Origin of the sequence: Pseudomonas sp. MONT-RG-20F-20-E-7-02, from assembly GCF_022662395.1 — a bacterium.
Classification (GTDB): Bacteria; Pseudomonadota; Gammaproteobacteria; order Pseudomonadales; family Pseudomonadaceae; genus Aquipseudomonas.
The window spans coordinates 463,173-479,184 of sequence record NZ_JAKNQN010000005.1 but is presented as its reverse complement, the minus strand read 5'-3'; the positions used below and the strand labels follow the sequence as shown (position 1 = coordinate 479,184).

Genomic DNA, 16,012 nt, shown 5'->3' with positions numbered 1-16,012 from the left:
TTGCCTGCGATAGGGCCAGTGACCATTCCGAAAAAATCACTGGCAAAACCCCACAGGTCTATGCGCCACTAGCGCCATTCCTTAATAGTGCGTAAAGGTCGGCGCCCATCGCCGACCCGTCTGGAGATTCCCGTTATGAGCGAGAGTGTGTTTGCCGATCGCATCGTGCAGAACTTGCTCGACACCGACTTCTACAAGCTGACCATGATGCAGGCGGTGCTGCACAACTACCCGAATGTGGAAGTTGAATGGGAGTTTCGTTGCCGTAACAGTGAAGACCTGCGCCCGTACCTGGCGGAAATCCGCTATCAGATCGAACGCCTTGCCGAGCTGAGCCTGAGCCCGGACCAGCTTGGTTTTCTTGAACGCATCAGCTTTATGAAGCCGGATTTCCTGCGCTTCCTCGGGCTGTTCCGCTTCAACCTGCGCTATGTGCAAACCGGCATCGAGAACGGCGAGCTGTTTATCCGCCTGCGTGGGCCGTGGCTGCACGTGATCCTCTTTGAAGTGCCGATGCTGGCCATCGTCAGCGAAGTGCGTAACCGCTACCGCTACCAGACCGTGATCCTTGAGCAGGCCCGCGAGCAGCTGTACCGCAAGTTCGACTGGCTGACGGCGAATGCCAGCAGCGACGAGCTGTCGGAGCTGCAAGTGGCCGACTTCGGCACGCGTCGGCGCTTCTCGTACCGGGTGCAGGAAGAAGTGGTGAGCGTGCTCAAGCACGACTTCCCCGGCCGTTTCGTCGGCACCAGCAACGTGCACCTGGCCCGCGAGTTCGATATGAAGCCGCTGGGCACCATGGCCCACGAATGGATCATGGCCCACCAGCAACTCGGCCCGCGCCTGATCGACAGCCAGATTGCCGCGCTCGACTGCTGGGTCCGCGAATACCGAGGCCTGCTGGGCATCGCCCTGACCGACTGCATCACCACCGACGCTTTCCTCGGCGACTTCGACTTGTACTTCGCCAAGCTGTTCGACGGCCTGCGCCACGACTCCGGCGACCCGGTGCAGTGGGCCGAGAAAGCCATTGCCCATTACCACAAGCTCGGTATCGAGCCGATGAGCAAGACGCTGGTGTTCTCCGACAGCCTGTCGCTGCCCAAGGCCCTGGAGATTTTCCGCGCGTTGCGTGGTCGCATTAATGTGAGCTTCGGTATCGGTACCAACCTGACCTGTGACATTCCAGGTGTCGAGCCGATGAGCATCGTGCTTAAAATGACCGCCTGCAATGGCCAGCCCGTCGCTAAAATCTCCGATGAAGCGGGCAAGACTCACTGCACCGATCCGAATTTTGTCGCCTATTTGCGCCACGTTTTCAAAGTACCTGCCCTACCCAGCAAGGAGTGAATCATGCAAGCCGTACAGCGTGAGATTGCGCAGCAGCTCAAGGTCCAAGCACCGTTCAACGACCAGGCCGCGCTTGAAGCCGAAGTGGCCCGCCGCGTGGCGTTTATCCAGGATTGCCTGCGCAATTCCGGGCTCAAGACGTTGGTGCTGGGCATCAGCGGCGGCGTCGACTCCCTGACCGCAGGCCTGTTGGCCCAACGCGCCATGAAAGAACTGCGCGCCAGCAGCGGCGATGACGCCTACCGTTTTATCGCCGTGCGCCTGCCCTACGAAACCCAGTTCGACGAACACGACGCCCAGGCCTCGGTGGACTTTATCGAGCCGGACGAGCGCCACACCGTGAACATCGGCCCAGCGGTTAAATCCCTGGCCAATGAAGTGGCGGCGTTCGAAGGCAAGGCGGCGGTGTCGCGCGATTTCGTGCTGGGCAACACCAAGGCGCGCATGCGCATGGTGGCGCAATACACCATCGCCGGCGCGGCCGGTGGCCTGGTGATAGGCACCGACCATGCAGCGGAAGCGGTGATGGGCTTTTTCACCAAGTTTGGTGATGGCGCCTGCGATTTGGCGCCGTTGAGCGGGCTGGTGAAAAACCAGGTACGCGCCATTGCACGGCACTTTGGTGCGCCGGAGTCGCTGGTGGAGAAGGTCCCGACGGCCGACCTTGAAGACCTGTCGCCGGGCAAGCCGGACGAAGCGTCCCATGGCGTGACCTACGCCGAGATCGACGCCTTCCTGCATGGCCAGCCGGTGCGTGAGGAAGCGTTCAAGATCATTTGCGATACGTATCGCAAGACTGAGCACAAGCGGGTCATGCCATTTGCGCCGTGAGGTAGATCGCTATCGCAGGCAAGCCAGCTCCCACAGTTGACCGAGTTCCAGCATGAGAATGGGATCGAATGTGGGAGCTGGCTTGCCTGCGATGAACGATCACGCGGTGCTACCGACCGCCCACAAAAAAGCGCCCCGAGAGGCGCTTTTTTTTTGCAGCTGGAACCTGATTATTTCAGGGTCACAGTGCCTTTCATCATCGAGATGTGGCCTGGGAACGAGCAGAAGAACGCGTAATCCGTACCGGCAGTCAGTTTCGACACATCAAAGGTCACGGAATCTTTCTCGCCAGCACCGATGATCTTGGTGTGGGCGATGATGCGGGTGTCGCCGTCTTTCAGGTAGTTCTTGTCGATACCGGCGGCCATGCCGTCGCTGGCAACGCCCGGCATGTCGGCGGCCGAGCTCAGCACCCAGTTATGGCCCATGACGTTTTTCGGCAAGCTGCCGGAATGGGTCAGCTCAACGGTGAACGTCTTGCAGCTTTTGTCGATTTCAATGGCCTTGGTGTTGAAGGACATTTGGTCGGTGGAGTCGACGGTGACCTTGCACTCTGCAGCAAGCAACTGGCCGCTCGCCAGAGTCAGCAGGGAAACAGCAACGAGTTTGGCAAACATGTGAATCTCCAAGGCAGGGTTTAATAAACGCGTATTGCGACAAGGGTGCCTCAAGCAGGCTTGAATTCTTATGATCTGCATCAACAGATTGTATACAACTTTAGGCTATCAGACTGATCAACACAATCTACCAGCCAAAGTTCGCCTGCCTGTTTATGATCGGCTCATCACCCCTCGGAGCCCGCGCCATGCATCTAAATCAACTGTTCAACGGCCTGCTGGCTGCGTACGCCTGCGGTAAGTGAAGGCCACGCGCGGTGCTAAGCTGCTACCATAGCGACCCAAGGCAGCTGCGCGCCGCCCACCCTCACCTTCGACCCTAGAGGATCGCCCATGGCCAAACCTAATTACTCCTTCGCCAAACGTCAGAGAGACTTGGCCAAGGAGCAGAAGAAAGAGGAAAAGCTGCAACGCAAGAAAGCCGCTGCAGATGAAGAAGCTGGCGCACTGAACCCGGATGCTGAAGGTGAAGTGGCGACTGACGAGACCGAGACACCGAAAGACCCGGCGGAATAAATGATCGTTCCCACGCCCTGCGTGGGAATGCAGCCTCGGACGCTCCGCGTCCCGGCGCACCGCAAGGTTCGAAGCCTGTGCAAGCGTGACGCAGAGCGTCACAACAGGCATTCCCACGCAGAGCGTGGGAACGAGCCTTGAGGTTCTATTCCAGCGGCATCACCGTCACCCGCACCTCCGGGTCATGGCTCCCACCTCCCAGAATCACCCCCCGCAACGGCGACACATCCGAGAAATCACGGCCCCAGGCCAGGGTGATGTGCTCCAGTGCCGGCTGCACATTGTTGGTCGGATCAAAATCTACCCAGCCCGAGACCGGGCAATACACCGAGACCCACGCGTGGGACGCATCGGCGCCGATCAGCCGTGGCTGGCCGGGCGGTGGCTGGGTGAGCAGGTAGCCGCTGATGTAACGCGCCGCCAAACCGCGCGAGCGCAAGCAGGCGAGCATCAAGTGGGCGAAGTCCTGGCACACGCCGCGACGGCGCTCCAGCACTTCCACCAGCGGCGTAGCCACCTGGGTGGCTTCGGCATCAAAGGTGAATTCGCTGAAAATCTTCTCCATCAACGCCTGCACGCCCAGCAGCAATGGCTCGCCGGGTGGAAAGCAGCTTTCGGAGAACTCGACGAAGGTTTTTTTCAGGTGCACGTAGGGCGATTCGAAGCGATAGCGGCAGGCTTCGATCAGCTCGGCGGACATGGGCAGGCTGCTGTAGGTCAGGCTGTCGCGGGTCTGGTCCCAGGCGGGTGACTGCTGGAAATCCAGCGCAGGCCGCGCCAGCACTTCCACGGTCAGCCCGGCATTGACCAGCAGCTCGTCATGGGGCCGCTCGAACGCCAGGCGGGTGATCGGGTTGCCGAATACGTCCAGCTCGTCGCGGCGCGCAGTCGGCTCGGGGCTGATTTCCAGTTGCTGCGAACTGCAACGCTGCCAGGCGCACGGCCGTGGCCACAGGTGCGCCAGCTGCTGGGCCAGGGACACCGGGCTGTCGTAGTGGTAGTGGGTATCGTGGAAAATCTGGTAGCGCGCACTCATCACACCGACACCGTTTGCTGGCTGACATCATCCACATGGGCAAAATGGCGCAAGGCCAGGCGATCCGACACTTGCCCACTCTCATCGGCGACCGCTTGCAGCAGGTCAGCCAGGCCATCCAGCGCAGCACGCACGCTGGACTCGCCGAACAACGGGTTCTCCAGGCAGCCGAGGTCGAAGCGCGCCAGACGGTCGACCAACGGCGCCAGCCCGGTTTCACGTGGCACACCAAAGTCATCGTTGAGGCGTCGCAACGTGCGGCTGACCAGCTTCAGCTGGAACAGCACCGCGTGCGGGTTCTGCTCATCCAGCAACAACAGGTCGAGTACCGGGATTAATTGCGGCACCGCCAGGTAGCGCGAGCGATAGGTGATGCTGCTGTTGCCCAGCTCAAGCAACCACTCAAGCCCGGCCTGATCAAACACCGCCACGCCGCGCAGGAACGCCGCAAGGCTGCTACTGAGGAATTGCAGGCGCTCGATACGCCGTCCCATCATCAAGAAGCGCCAGCCTTCGTCACGGGTCATGTCGTCCAGGGCAAAGCCGGACAGTGCCGCCAGGGACATCACCAAGCGGTTGAGGAAATCCAGCAGCTCGCCGAAGTCCGGGCTTTCGCGTTCCAGCTCCAGGGCTTCGCGCTGCAGCTCGACCAGGGCCTGCCAGTTTTCCCGGGACAACTTGCCGCGCACCTGCGACGCCGCCCACTGCAAGCGCTGCAGGTTGGCTCGCAGGCTCGACGGCCAGTCATCGCCAAGCAAGGCAGCCAGCAGACGCTCGGGTAACTCGCCCTCCTCCGGCAACAAGCGCAAGGTCTCGCCCAACTCCACAGCGGCTTGCAGCGCCCGCGGGTCGTCGCCGTCGACATACCGCGCCAGCACAATGCGCAGCCAGCGCGCGCTGTCATCACAACGTTCGCAGTAGCGGCCAAACCAGAACAGGTTTTCCACCACGCGCGACGGCAGATACGGATCGCGGCGCACCAGGTCGTGTGCACCAATGGGCCGCTGCGCACGCCAGTGTTCGCCACCGGCAGCGCGCTCACCCAGCACCCAGGTGTCTTTGCTCGCGCCACCGCGCTGCATCGACACCACTTCGGCATCGGCCTCGGCGGCCACGCGGGTCAGGCCGCCAGGCAGCACGCGGTAGCCTTCATCGCTGGCCACGGCGTACACGCGCATGCCGATGGCGCGGTGTTGCAAGTGGTCCTCCACGGTGTGCCACACCGGCGCCTGGGACAATTGCGCCAGCTCCTGGGCGACATACGCATAAGGCCGCGCGCGCATGCGTTCGGCCAGCGCCTGGCGTTGTTCGTCGTTCAAATCGCGGCCAAATACCGGCGTGAAGCTCTGCGACGGAAACGCGGGTTTGATCAGCAATTCCGGGAGTTTTTCCAGGGCTTCGGCGAGCACCGGCGCCTCACCACACCACCACGTGGCGATGGACGGCAGGATCAATTCTTCGCCAAACAGGAACTGGTTGATCTTCGGCAAAAAGCCGAGCAACCCCGGCGACTCCAGCACGCCACTGCCAAGCGCGTTGGCCACCAGCACATTGCCTTGGCGCACGGCATCCAGCAGGCCGGGTACGCCGAGGGCCGAGTCGGTGCGCAGCTCCAGCGGGTCGCAGAAGTCGTCGTCCAGGCGGCGCATGATCGCGTGCACCCGGCGCAGGCCACTGAGGGTTTTCAGGAACACGGTGCTGTCGCGCACGGTGAGGTCGCCACCCTCCACCAACGGGTAGCCGAGCTGGCGTGCGAGGTAAAGGTGTTCGAAATAGCTTTCGTTGAAGCGCCCCGGCGTGAGCAGCACGATCAGCGGCGACTGGTCATCACTCGGTGCCTGGCGGGCCAGGGTTTCCTGCAGCGTGCGGAAGAAACCGGTGAGGTGCTGCACTTGCAGGTCGCGGTACAAATCCGGGAATGCGCGGGACACGATAGTGCGGTTTTCCAACGCGTAACCTGCGCCCGACGGCGCTTGGGTCCGGTCGGCCGTGACCCACCAGCAACCGTCCGGCGTGCGCGCGAGGTCCACGGCGTACAGATGCAGGAACGCACCGTCGGGCGGCTGGATACCCTGGCACGGCCACAGGAAGTTGTTGTGGCCGAACACCAATTCCGCCGGCAACAAACCTTCTTTGATCAGGCGTTGCGGGCCGTACAGATCAGCCAATACGGCATTGAGCAGGCGCGCACGCTGGGCGATACCGGCTGACAGGTGCTGCCACTCTTCAAAGGCCAGTACATGCGGGAGCAAATCCAGTTCCCACGGGCGGTCGGCGCCTTTGGGGTCGGCGTAGACGTTGTAGGTCACGCCGTTTTCCTGGATCTGCCGGGTCAGCAGCGCCTGGCGCTGGGCCAGTTGTGCGGGCGTGCTGCGTTGCAGGTGATCGAGCAAACGCCGCCAATGGGCACGCACCGCGCCACTGTCGTCGAGCAGTTCGTGATAAGTGCCCGCAGTCAGCGGGTAACGGTCGAGCAAGTCGGGCATGGAACGCTCGGCAGGGGCAAGGGAGTTCAGTTTAAATCAAATTCACCGCAATCTATTGTGGGAGCTGGCTTGCCTGCGATAGCGGTTTCGCTGTCAGCTTGTTGGCTGATTGATACACCGCTATCGCAGGCAAGCCAGCTCCCACATTTTTGATCGCGTTTAGTCTTTTTTATTGGGGAAACGCCGCAAATCCAGGGTCATGGGTAGTTCATCATTGATGACTAAAGGGGGCACGGGGAGTTTGCCCGGGCTATGCCCCAAGCGGAAAAACCGCGCCATGCGCCGACTCTCCGCCTCATTGGCATTCACCGGCAAGCTGTCGTAATTACGCCCGCCCGGATGGGCGACATGGTACTGGCAACCGCCCAGCGAGCGCTGCATCCAGGTATCCAGCAAGTCGAACACCAACGGCGCATGCACCGGGATAGTCGGCTGCAGGCAGTTGGCCGGTTGCCAGGCGCGATAACGCACGCCGGCGACGAACTCACCAATACGCCCGGTCGGCTGCAACGGCACCGGGATGCCGTTGCAGGTCAGCAAATAGCGCTGCGGCGGCAGCCCGCTCAACTTCACCTGCAAGCGCTCAAGGGATGAATCCACGTAACGCACCGTGCCGCCCACCGCGCCTTCCTCGCCCAGCACGTGCCAGGGTTCCAGGGCTTGGCGCAGTTCCAGTTCGATACCGCTGACGGCGTAGTCGCCGACCTTGGGGAAACGAAACTCCAGGTGCGCCGCAAACCACTCGGCCCGCAGCGGGTAACCGGCGGCATTCAGCTCGACGATCACGTCGGCAAAATCCTGCTCGATAAAGTGCGGCAGCAGGAAGCGGTCATGCAGCTCGGTGCCCCAGCGCGCCAGTTTCGGCGGCGCGTACGGCTCACGCCAGAAGCGCGCGACCAAGGCGCGCAGCAGCAGTTGCTGGGTCAGGCTCATGCGCGCATGGGGCGGCATTTCAAACGCGCGCAGTTCCAGCAGGCCCAGGCGGCCGGTGGCACCGTCCGGCGAGTAGAGTTTGTCGATGCAGAATTCGGCGCGGTGGGTGTTGCCCGTCACGTCGATCAGCAAGTTGCGCAGCAGACGGTCGACTAACCACGGCGGGCACTCTTCGCCGGGTTCGGGCATTTGCGCGAAGGCAATTTCCAGCTCGTACAACGCGTCGTTACGCGCCTCATCCACCCGTGGTGCCTGGGAGGTCGGGCCGATAAACAACCCGGAAAACAGGTACGACAGCGACGGGTGGTTATGCCAGTAGCTGATCAAACTGCGCAGCAAATCGGGGCGGCGCAAGAACGGCGAATCCTTGGGCGTCGCGCCGCCGAGCACAAAGTGGTTTCCGCCGCCGGTGCCGGTGTGGCGGCCGTCGATCATGAATTTTTCAGTGGTCAGGCGGGTTTGCCGCGCTTCTTCGTAGAGGAATTCGGTGCGTTCGACCAACTCGTCCCAGGTCGCGGACGGCTGCACGTTGACCTCAATCACGCCCGGATCCGGCGTGACGCGGAAGTTGCTCAGACGCGTGTCGAACGGCGGCTCGTAGCCTTCCAGCAACACCGGGCAATGCAACTCCTCGGCAGTGGCTTCGATGGCGGCCACCAGCTCCAGGTAATCCTCGACGCGCTCCAGCGGCGGCATGAACAAGTAGAGGCGCCCTTCCCGCGCTTCGGCACACAAGGCGGTGCGGGTCAGCCAGTCGGCGGATTCGTCGACTTTTGGCACGCGCTCATCGCTCGGCGCGGGTTCGCCATGACTTTGCAGCTGCGCGGTGGTCGGCAGCTCCGGCTGATCCTGGTTCGGGTCGGTCGGATGCACAAACGGATACTCCGCCGCCGTCACCCAAGGCTGCGAAGCCAGGGGCAGGCGATAGCCCAGCGGCGAGTCGCCCGGCACCAGGCGGCAGTGGTTGTCGCGCAAGTACCAGCGCCCGCTCTGCCAGCGATCATTGGCGGCGGTGCGTGCCAGCGGCAGCACTTGGCCGATGATTTTATCCAGGCCCTGGCTGAACACTTTACGCAGGCGTTCGCGCTCCAGATCGTCACTCAGGCGCGGGTCCTGGGCAGTGACGTTTTGCGGCAGCGCACCTTCGCGCCACAGGTAGTAGAAGTTGTCTTCGAAGGCCGGGAATACAAAGCGCGCGGGCAGCTTCAGGCGCTCGGCGACACTGGCCAGGAAGCGCCCGGCCATCTCGCCGTCGGCGCCGTAATCCTGCTGCTCATCGGCGATCAGCGCGCTGTTGTGCCAGATCGGCAACCCGTCGCGGCGCCAGTAGCAGTTGAGCGACCAGCGCGGCAGCTGCTCGCCGGGATACCATTTGCCCTGGCCGAAGTGCACCAGGCCCTCGGGCGCATAGTGCTTGCGCATGCGCTGAAACAGCTCGGCGGACAGGCGACGCTTGTCCGGCCCCAGCGCGGCGGTGTTCCATTCGGCGCCGTCGGGGTCGTCGATGGAGACGAAGGTCGGTTCGCCGCCCATGGTCAGGCGTACATCGTCTTTAAGCAGGTCACCGTCGATCTGCCGGCCAAGGGCCTGGATCGCCAGCCACTGTTCTTCGGTATAGGGCTTGGTGACGCGCGGCGCTTCCCAAATCCGCTCAACCGACATTTCGTGGGTAAATTCGCACTCGCAAGGTTCCACCAGCCCACTGATCGGCGCGGCGGACGATGGATCAGGACTACAGGCCAACGGGATATGCCCTTCACCGGCGAACAACCCGGAAGTGGCGTCGAGGCCGATCCAGCCGGCACCGGGCAAATACACTTCGCACCAGGCGTGCAGGTCGGTGAAATCCACGTCGGTGCCGGACGGGCCGTCGAGGGCTTTGACATCGGCGGTCAGCTGGATCAGGTAGCCGGACACAAAACGCGCGGCCAGCCCCAGGTTGCGTAGCAATTGCACCAGAAGCCACGCCGAATCGCGGCACGAGCCGGACGCGTTTTCCAGGGTGAATTCCGGGGTTTGCACGCCCGGCTCCATGCGGATCAGGTAGCCGATATCCGCCGCCAGGCGCTGGTTCAGCCCTACCAGGAAATCCACCGCAGGCAGTGGCGTGCGGTCAATGCCGGCCAAGTAGGCGGCAAACTTCGGCGTCAGCGGCAAGGTTTCCAGGTACGGCGCCAGCTCACGCTGCTCATCGGCGGCGTAGCTGAAGGGGATTTTTTCGGCGTAGGGTTCAAGGAAAAAGTCGAATGGGTTGAACACCGCCATCTCAGCGACGAGGTCGACTTCGATGCGCAACTCGTCAGTCTTTTCCGGGAACACAAGACGCGCCAGGTAATTGCCCTGGGGGTCTTGCTGCCAATTGATGAAGTGCTGCTCGGGCAACACTTTCAGTGCGTAGGACAAAATCCGCGTGCGGCTATGGGCGGCCGGGCGCAAACGCACGATCTGTGGGCCGAGTTCGACAGCGCGGTCATAGCGGTAATGCGTAACGTGGTGCAACGCGACATGAATCGACACGGCGGCCTCCTGCGAGCCAGGGCATGGAAACAAAGCGCGCAAGACTTATGCCAGTGCGGCCGTCATTGCGCTTTATCGTAAGACCCGGTGCAGTACAGCACCAAAAGGGCGCCACCGTGGGGACTGTGGTGCAAGCGTTGCACATATTTGTGGCGTAAGTGTGAGGCCAGGTGGCGAATCTACCCAGTCAGCGTGCTTTGTGCTTGGCGATAATGGCTTCGCGCAGGTGGCGGACTTCAAGCAGTTTCTGGCGCATTTCGCGGTGGCGTTTACTGTTGATTAACAACAAACCCAACAATGGGAAGAACATAGCTGAGCCATAAACCAGCTTGTGTACTGGGTACTGGATCATCGGCAGCACAAACAGCAGGCAACATCCCAAGTAGCCCGCCACCAGGCTCGTGGCCCACGCGCGGCCCCGTGCAATCATTACGTTGCCAAATACCAGCACCGCCACCAGCAGCAGAATCGCCAGGCCGGAGTAGTCGGCTTTGAGCGCCGGATCCACGCCACGCAAATAGGTCACGCCGGCGAGCGATACAGCGGACGCCCCGGAAAAGATCGCCATGAAGATCGTGCCGATGAACACCGGAAAATAGCGGGCGAGGAAGCTGCCCATGTCGGGGAAGCCTTTCATTCCGTGAGGTCCTCATACAAGCCGATAGCAATAGTGCTGGCGCTGCCCACGCTGCCGGTGCGGTAGCTGCCCCATATGCCCAATAGGCCGCCCAGCGCGTCTTTCATTTGCGTCAACGTCGCATGACGGATTTCGGTGGAGCTGTAGCTTTTGGTCAGTTTCCCGGCACGTTGCTGCAACTTGAGCAGTTTGGGCGTGAGGCTTGGGTCGCGCAGGCTCAGCAACTCCTTGGTCAACTTTTTGCGCTCCTGCCGGCTCAAGCCCTTGAGCAGTTCAAACCAACTTTTGCCCAGCGCCGCGGCCTTTTTGGCTTTCAAGAGTTTTACCGTGGTCAGCGCGCCGGTTCCAATCCCCACCAATGACGCTGCATCAAGGATCGGTGAGACAGCGCCATACCATTCGGCGTCGTCCATGCGGTCGTTTGCATCAGGGTCAAGGATCTCGTTGTAGGTACGCGCCACGCCAAATCCGCACTGCGCACTACTGGCCAATGCCGCCGTCACGCCAATACCCACTACAAACGCACTGGCACCCGCCGTGAAGGGCACGGCTACGCTGCCACTGAACACCACAATCCAACCGATAATAGCGGCGGTGCAAGACAACCCCATATCAAACGCCTCTTTCCTCAGGCGCCCTTCCCGTGGGTCGGTCTTCACTTGTTCCACAAACTGTGCAGGCGAAATGTACTTTTGCGCTTCACGAAGAATGATGCGCTTGGGCTTGATGCTGCAGAGGGGTTTGAATTCGCGCAGGGTGACGACGTTGAAGTCGGCGTCGATATAAACCACGCCCGCGCCGACAATGCCGGGGTCGGCATCAATGGCCGCAAACAGCCGTGGCAGGTTGATCTGGCTTTCGATGCGCTGGCGCGCCATGAATTGGGAGCGGTTGAAGTCCATGCCGATGTTGAGCAAGGGGTTGCTCATAAGTGTTCTTCCTTGTAGGTGATGGTGGCCGGGCGGGCCTCATCGCGGGCAAGCCCGACTCCCACAGGGGAATGCATTCCAATGTGGGAGCTGGCTTGCCTGCGATGGCGATCTAATGGGCGCCACCTTAACAAACAGGCTACCCACCGGCTAGAAAGCAAAACGCCAGCACGAGGCTGGCGTTTTGCATATCAGGCTACGATCAACGCGGCACGACCGGCTTACGGGCGGGCTTGCCACCCTTGCCCTTGGCCGCATCGGCGCGCTCCTTGGCCGCCTGCTTGTTGCGCGCCATGGCCGCGGCCTTGGCTTGTTCGCGCTTGTCCCACGGGTTGCTGCCATCACTGCCACGCGGCGGCAGGCCGGTGTGCTGGGTGAGGATCTTGGTGGTGGTTTCCTTGGCGACCTTGTGGCTGCCGGCCGGCGTCGAGTTCTTGCGACGCGCGCTCTGGTAGCTGTCGGTGGCAGGCTGATGCAACGGGATCAACTGGTCCTTGCCCGGCCCGATCAGGTCGGCGCGGCCCATGCGGGTCAGCGCTTCACGCAGCATCGGCCAGCCTTTCGGGTCGTGGTAGCGCAGGAACGCCTTGTGCAGACGGCGCTGCTCTTCGCTCTTGACGATGGTCACCGCGTCGCTCTTGTAGGTGACCTTGCGCAGCGGGTTCTTGCCCGAGTGATACATCGCGGTAGCAGTGGCCATCGGCGACGGGTAGAACGCCTGCACCTGGTCGGCGCGGAAGCCGTTGCCCTTGAGCCACAGGGCCAGGTTCATCATGTCTTCGTCGGTGGTGCCCGGGTGGGCGGCGATGAAGTAAGGAATCAGGTACTGCTCCTTGCCCGCTTCCTTGGTGTATTTCTCGAACATGCGCTTGAACTTGTCATAGCTGCCAATGCCCGGCTTCATCATCTGGTTGAGCGGACCTTCCTCGGTGTGTTCCGGGGCGATCTTCAGGTAGCCACCGACGTGGTGGGTGACCAGCTCTTTCACATACTCCGGCGACTCGACGGCAAGGTCGTAGCGCAGGCCGGAAGCGATCAAAATCTTCTTCACGCCCGGCAGGGCACGGGCGCTGCGGTACAGTTGAATCAACGACGAGTGGTCGGTGTTCAGGTTCGGGCAGATGCCGGGGAATACGCACGATGGCTTGCGGCACGCGGATTCGATTTCCGGGCTCTTGCACGCGATGCGGTACATGTTCGCGGTCGGGCCGCCGAGGTCGGAAATCACGCCAGTGAAGCCTGGCACTTTGTCGCGGATCTCTTCGATTTCGCGAATGATCGACTCTTCGGAACGGTTCTGGATGATGCGGCCTTCGTGCTCGGTGATCGAGCAGAAGGTGCAGCCGCCGAAGCAGCCACGCATGATGTTCACCGAGAAGCGAATCATGTCGTAGGCCGGGATCTTCTCCTTGCCGTACACAGGGTGCGGGACACGGGCGTAAGGCATGCCAAACACGTAGTCCATTTCTTCGGTGGTCATCGGAATCGGCGGCGGGTTGAACCACACGTCGACTTCACCGTGCTTCTGCACCAGGGCGCGGGCGTTGCCTGGATTGGTTTCCAGGTGCAACACGCGGTTGGCGTGGGCGTAGAGCACCGCGTCACCACGGACTTTCTCCACCGACGGCAGGCGGATCACGGTTTTGTCGCGGGTCATCTTCGGGCTGGCCAGGATTTGTACGACCTTGGCTTCTTCCGGGTCTTCAACCGGCCCCTTTTCCTGCTCGATGGCGCAGGCCTGGGTGTCCTGGGTGTTCACGTACGGGTTGATGATCTTGTCGATCTTGCCCGGACGGTCGATACGCGTGGAGTCCACTTCGTACCAGCCCGCAGGCGTATCACGGCGAATGAACGCGGTGCCGCGCACGTCGGTGATGTCTTCGATCTTGTGGCCCCACGACAGGCGCTGGGCGACCTCAACGATGGCTCGCTCGGCGTTGCCGTACAGCAGGATATCGGCGGTGGCGTCGATCAGGATCGAGTTACGCACACGGTCCTGCCAGTAGTCGTAGTGGGCGATGCGGCGCAGCGAGGCTTCGATGCCGCCGAGCACGATCGGCACGTTCTTGTAGGCTTCCTTACAGCGCTGGCTGTACACCAGGCTCGCGCGGTCCGGGCGTTTGCCGGCCATGCCGCCTGGGGTGTAGGCGTCGTCGGAACGGATTTTCTTGTCGGCGGTGTAGCGGTTGATCATCGAGTCCATGTTGCCGGCCGCGACGCCGAAGAACAGGTTCGGCTCGCCGAGCTTCATGAAGTCGTCTTTGGACTGCCAGTTCGGCTGGGCAATGATCCCGACGCGAAAGCCCTGGGACTCCAGCAGCCGGCCGATGATTGCCATGCCGAACGAGGGGTGATCCACGTACGCATCACCGGTAACGATGATGATGTCGCAGGAATCCCAGCCAAGCTGATCCATCTCCTCCCTGCTCATTGGCAGGAATGGCGCAGGACCGAAACATTCGGCCCAGTACTTGGGATAGTCAAATAACGGCTTGGCTGTTTGCATGACGGTGACCGGTGTTGAGATGAAAAATCGCGGGCGCGGAATATAGCACAAAATTTGACCAATTCCGACGGTAATGGTCGGAATTGTGCTGACGCCATCGCAGGCAAGCCAGCTCCCACATGTGAACTGTGAACACCTTCAAATGTGGGAGCTGGCTTGCCTGCGAAGAGGCCCTTACAGGCGCTGGGGAATTACTCGTCGTCGTCGAAGTTATAGCTGCCCGGCGCGAGGTTCTCGAAGCGTGTGTACTTACCGATGAATGCCAGGCGGATAAAGCCGATCGGCCCGTTCCGCTGCTTGCCGATGATGATCTCGGCAATGCCTTTGTGCTCCGTCTCGGGGTGATACACCTCGTCGCGGTACACGAACATGATCACGTCAGCATCCTGCTCGATCGCTCCGGATTCCCGCAAGTCGGAGTTCACCGGGCGCTTGTTGGGGCGTTGTTCCAGGGAACGGTTGAGCTGGGACAGCGCCACTACCGGGCAGTTGAATTCCTTGGCCAGGGCTTTCAGGGACCTGGAAATTTCAGAAATCTCGTTGGTCCGGTTGTCACCGCTGGAACCGGGGATCTGCATCAACTGCAGGTAGTCGATCATGATCAGCGCGATGTCACCGTGTTCACGCACCAGTCGGCGAGTACGCGCACGCATCTCCGACGGGCTGATACCGGCGGTGTCATCGATGAACAGCTTGCGGTCGTTGAGCAGGTTGACGGCCGAGGTCAGGCGCGGCCAGTCGTCGTCTTCCAGGCGGCCGGCACGCACTTTGGTCTGGTCGATACGGCCGAGCGACGAAAGCATCCGCATGATCAGCGATTCGCCTGGCATCTCGAGGGAGTAAACCAGCACCGTCTTGTCGCTGCGCAGCACGGCGTTTTCCACCAGGTTCATCGCAAAGGTGGTTTTACCCATGGATGGACGGCCGGCGACGATGATCAAGTCGGACGGCTGCAGGCCGCTGGTCTTCTCGTCGAGGTCGGTGTAGCCGGTGGAAATGCCGGTGATGGCGTTATCGGTGTTGAACAGCGTGTCGATACGGTCGATGGCCTTGGTCAACAAATCGTTGACGCTGACCGGGCCGCCGGTTTTCGGCCGGGCCTCGGCGATCTGGAAGATCTGGCGCTCGGCTTCGTCGAGGATTTCGGCGGCAGTGCGGCCTTCGGGGTTGAAGGCGCTGTCGGCGATTTCGGTGCTGATGCCGATCAACTGGCGCAGGGTCGCGCGTTCGCGAACGATCTGGGCATAGGCCTTGATGTTGGCGACGGACGGCGTATTTTTCGCCAGTTCACCCAGGTAGCCCAGGCCACCGACTTGGGAGGTCTGGCCTTCCTTGTCCAGTTGCTCGGCCAGGGTCACCACGTCGATCGGCGAGTTCTGGTCGGCCAGCTTGGCGATGGCGCGGAAGATCAGGCGGTGGTCATGGCGATAGAAATCACCGTCCGAGACTTGATCCAGCACGCGTTCCCAGGCGTTGTTGTCCAGCATCAAGCCACCGAGCACGGCCTGTTCGGCCTCGATGGAATGCGGCGGCACCTTCAGGGCAGCGGTTTGCAGATCGTATTGCTCAGGAGCTGAAATATCGTTCATGGCCACTTGGAATTAGGGATTCGTAGAAAAACAAAAGGCACGACCTGTAAACAGGATCGTGCCCG

At 61.6% G+C, this 16,012-nt stretch carries 11 protein-coding genes; 3 read left to right on the top strand and 8 right to left on the bottom strand.

The window, feature by feature from the left end:
• Positions 1 to 135: 135 nt before the first annotated feature.
• A complete protein-coding gene (gene pncB, locus L8I05_RS17780) occupies positions 136 to 1,350 on the top strand; it encodes a nicotinate phosphoribosyltransferase (RefSeq protein ID WP_058423444.1) in 1,215 nt (404 codons plus the stop codon).
• Positions 1,351 to 1,353: 3 nt separating this feature from the next.
• The gene (gene nadE / locus L8I05_RS17775) at positions 1,354 to 2,181 is read left to right on the top strand and encodes an ammonia-dependent NAD(+) synthetase (protein ID WP_159953899.1); all 828 of its coding nucleotides are present in this window, start codon (positions 1,354 to 1,356) and stop codon (positions 2,179 to 2,181) included.
• Positions 2,182 to 2,351: 170 nt separating this feature from the next.
• Here the strand turns inward: nadE and azu are convergent, their stop codons facing one another.
• A complete protein-coding gene (azu, locus tag L8I05_RS17770; RefSeq protein WP_242170638.1) occupies positions 2,352 to 2,798 on the bottom strand; it encodes an azurin in 447 nt (148 codons plus the stop codon).
• Positions 2,799 to 3,131: 333 nt separating this feature from the next.
• On the opposite strand from azu, the gene L8I05_RS17765 reads away from it, so the two are divergent.
• Positions 3,132 to 3,314, top strand: coding sequence for a hypothetical protein (locus L8I05_RS17765; protein WP_034117461.1), 183 nt, complete (start codon positions 3,132 to 3,134; stop codon positions 3,312 to 3,314).
• Between the two features lie 145 nt (positions 3,315 to 3,459).
• Here the strand turns inward: L8I05_RS17765 and L8I05_RS17760 are convergent, their stop codons facing one another.
• The 7 genes from L8I05_RS17760 to dnaB all read right to left on the bottom strand — a co-directional run bounded on the left by L8I05_RS17760 (position 3,460) and on the right by dnaB (position 15,947).
• Entirely contained in the window at positions 3,460 to 4,350 is an 891-nt protein-coding gene (locus tag L8I05_RS17760) for a transglutaminase family protein (RefSeq protein ID WP_242170635.1), read from the bottom strand.
• Positions 4,350 to 6,836, bottom strand: a complete 2,487-nt coding sequence (locus L8I05_RS17755; RefSeq protein WP_242170633.1) for a circularly permuted type 2 ATP-grasp protein — start codon at positions 6,834 to 6,836, stop codon at positions 4,350 to 4,352. Before L8I05_RS17755 ends, L8I05_RS17760 begins: the two co-directional genes overlap by 1 nt.
• Positions 6,837 to 6,995: 159 nt before the next feature.
• Positions 6,996 to 10,286, bottom strand: coding sequence for a transglutaminase family protein (locus L8I05_RS17750; protein ID WP_242170631.1), 3,291 nt, complete (start codon positions 10,284 to 10,286; stop codon positions 6,996 to 6,998).
• 187 nt (positions 10,287 to 10,473) lie between these two features.
• The gene (locus tag L8I05_RS17745; protein ID WP_242170630.1) at positions 10,474 to 10,923 is read right to left on the bottom strand and encodes a hypothetical protein; all 450 of its coding nucleotides are present in this window, start codon (positions 10,921 to 10,923) and stop codon (positions 10,474 to 10,476) included.
• The gene (locus L8I05_RS17740; RefSeq protein ID WP_242170628.1) at positions 10,920 to 11,852 is read right to left on the bottom strand and encodes an NAD synthetase; all 933 of its coding nucleotides are present in this window, start codon (positions 11,850 to 11,852) and stop codon (positions 10,920 to 10,922) included. Before L8I05_RS17740 ends, L8I05_RS17745 begins: the two co-directional genes overlap by 4 nt.
• 202 nt (positions 11,853 to 12,054) lie before the next feature.
• Complete coding sequence (locus tag L8I05_RS17735) at positions 12,055 to 14,358, bottom strand: YgiQ family radical SAM protein (RefSeq protein WP_242170626.1); 2,304 nt, start codon at positions 14,356 to 14,358, stop codon at positions 12,055 to 12,057.
• Between the two features lie 191 nt (positions 14,359 to 14,549).
• Positions 14,550 to 15,947, bottom strand: coding sequence for a replicative DNA helicase (gene dnaB / locus L8I05_RS17730; protein ID WP_017526410.1), 1,398 nt, complete (start codon positions 15,945 to 15,947; stop codon positions 14,550 to 14,552).
• Positions 15,948 to 16,012: the final 65 nt, after the last annotated feature.

Bases quoted from the DNA above. Each gene is read 5' to 3' on its own strand.
- pncB (WP_058423444.1), top strand. From the start codon at position 136: ATGAGCGAGAGTGTGTTTGCCGATCGCATCGTGCAGAACTTGCTCGAC.
- nadE (WP_159953899.1), top strand. From the start codon at position 1,354: ATGCAAGCCGTACAGCGTGAGATTGCGCAGCAGCTCAAGGTCCAAGCA.
- azu (WP_242170638.1), bottom strand. From the start codon at position 2,798: ATGTTTGCCAAACTCGTTGCTGTTTCCCTGCTGACTCTGGCGAGCGGC.
- L8I05_RS17765 (WP_034117461.1), top strand. From the start codon at position 3,132: ATGGCCAAACCTAATTACTCCTTCGCCAAACGTCAGAGAGACTTGGCC.
- L8I05_RS17760 (WP_242170635.1), bottom strand. From the start codon at position 4,350: ATGAGTGCGCGCTACCAGATTTTCCACGATACCCACTACCACTACGAC.
- L8I05_RS17755 (WP_242170633.1), bottom strand. From the start codon at position 6,836: ATGCCCGACTTGCTCGACCGTTACCCGCTGACTGCGGGCACTTATCAC.
- L8I05_RS17745 (WP_242170630.1), bottom strand. From the start codon at position 10,923: ATGAAAGGCTTCCCCGACATGGGCAGCTTCCTCGCCCGCTATTTTCCG.
- L8I05_RS17740 (WP_242170628.1), bottom strand. From the start codon at position 11,852: ATGAGCAACCCCTTGCTCAACATCGGCATGGACTTCAACCGCTCCCAA.
- L8I05_RS17735 (WP_242170626.1), bottom strand. From the start codon at position 14,358: ATGCAAACAGCCAAGCCGTTATTTGACTATCCCAAGTACTGGGCCGAA.
- dnaB (WP_017526410.1), bottom strand. From the start codon at position 15,947: ATGAACGATATTTCAGCTCCTGAGCAATACGATCTGCAAACCGCTGCC.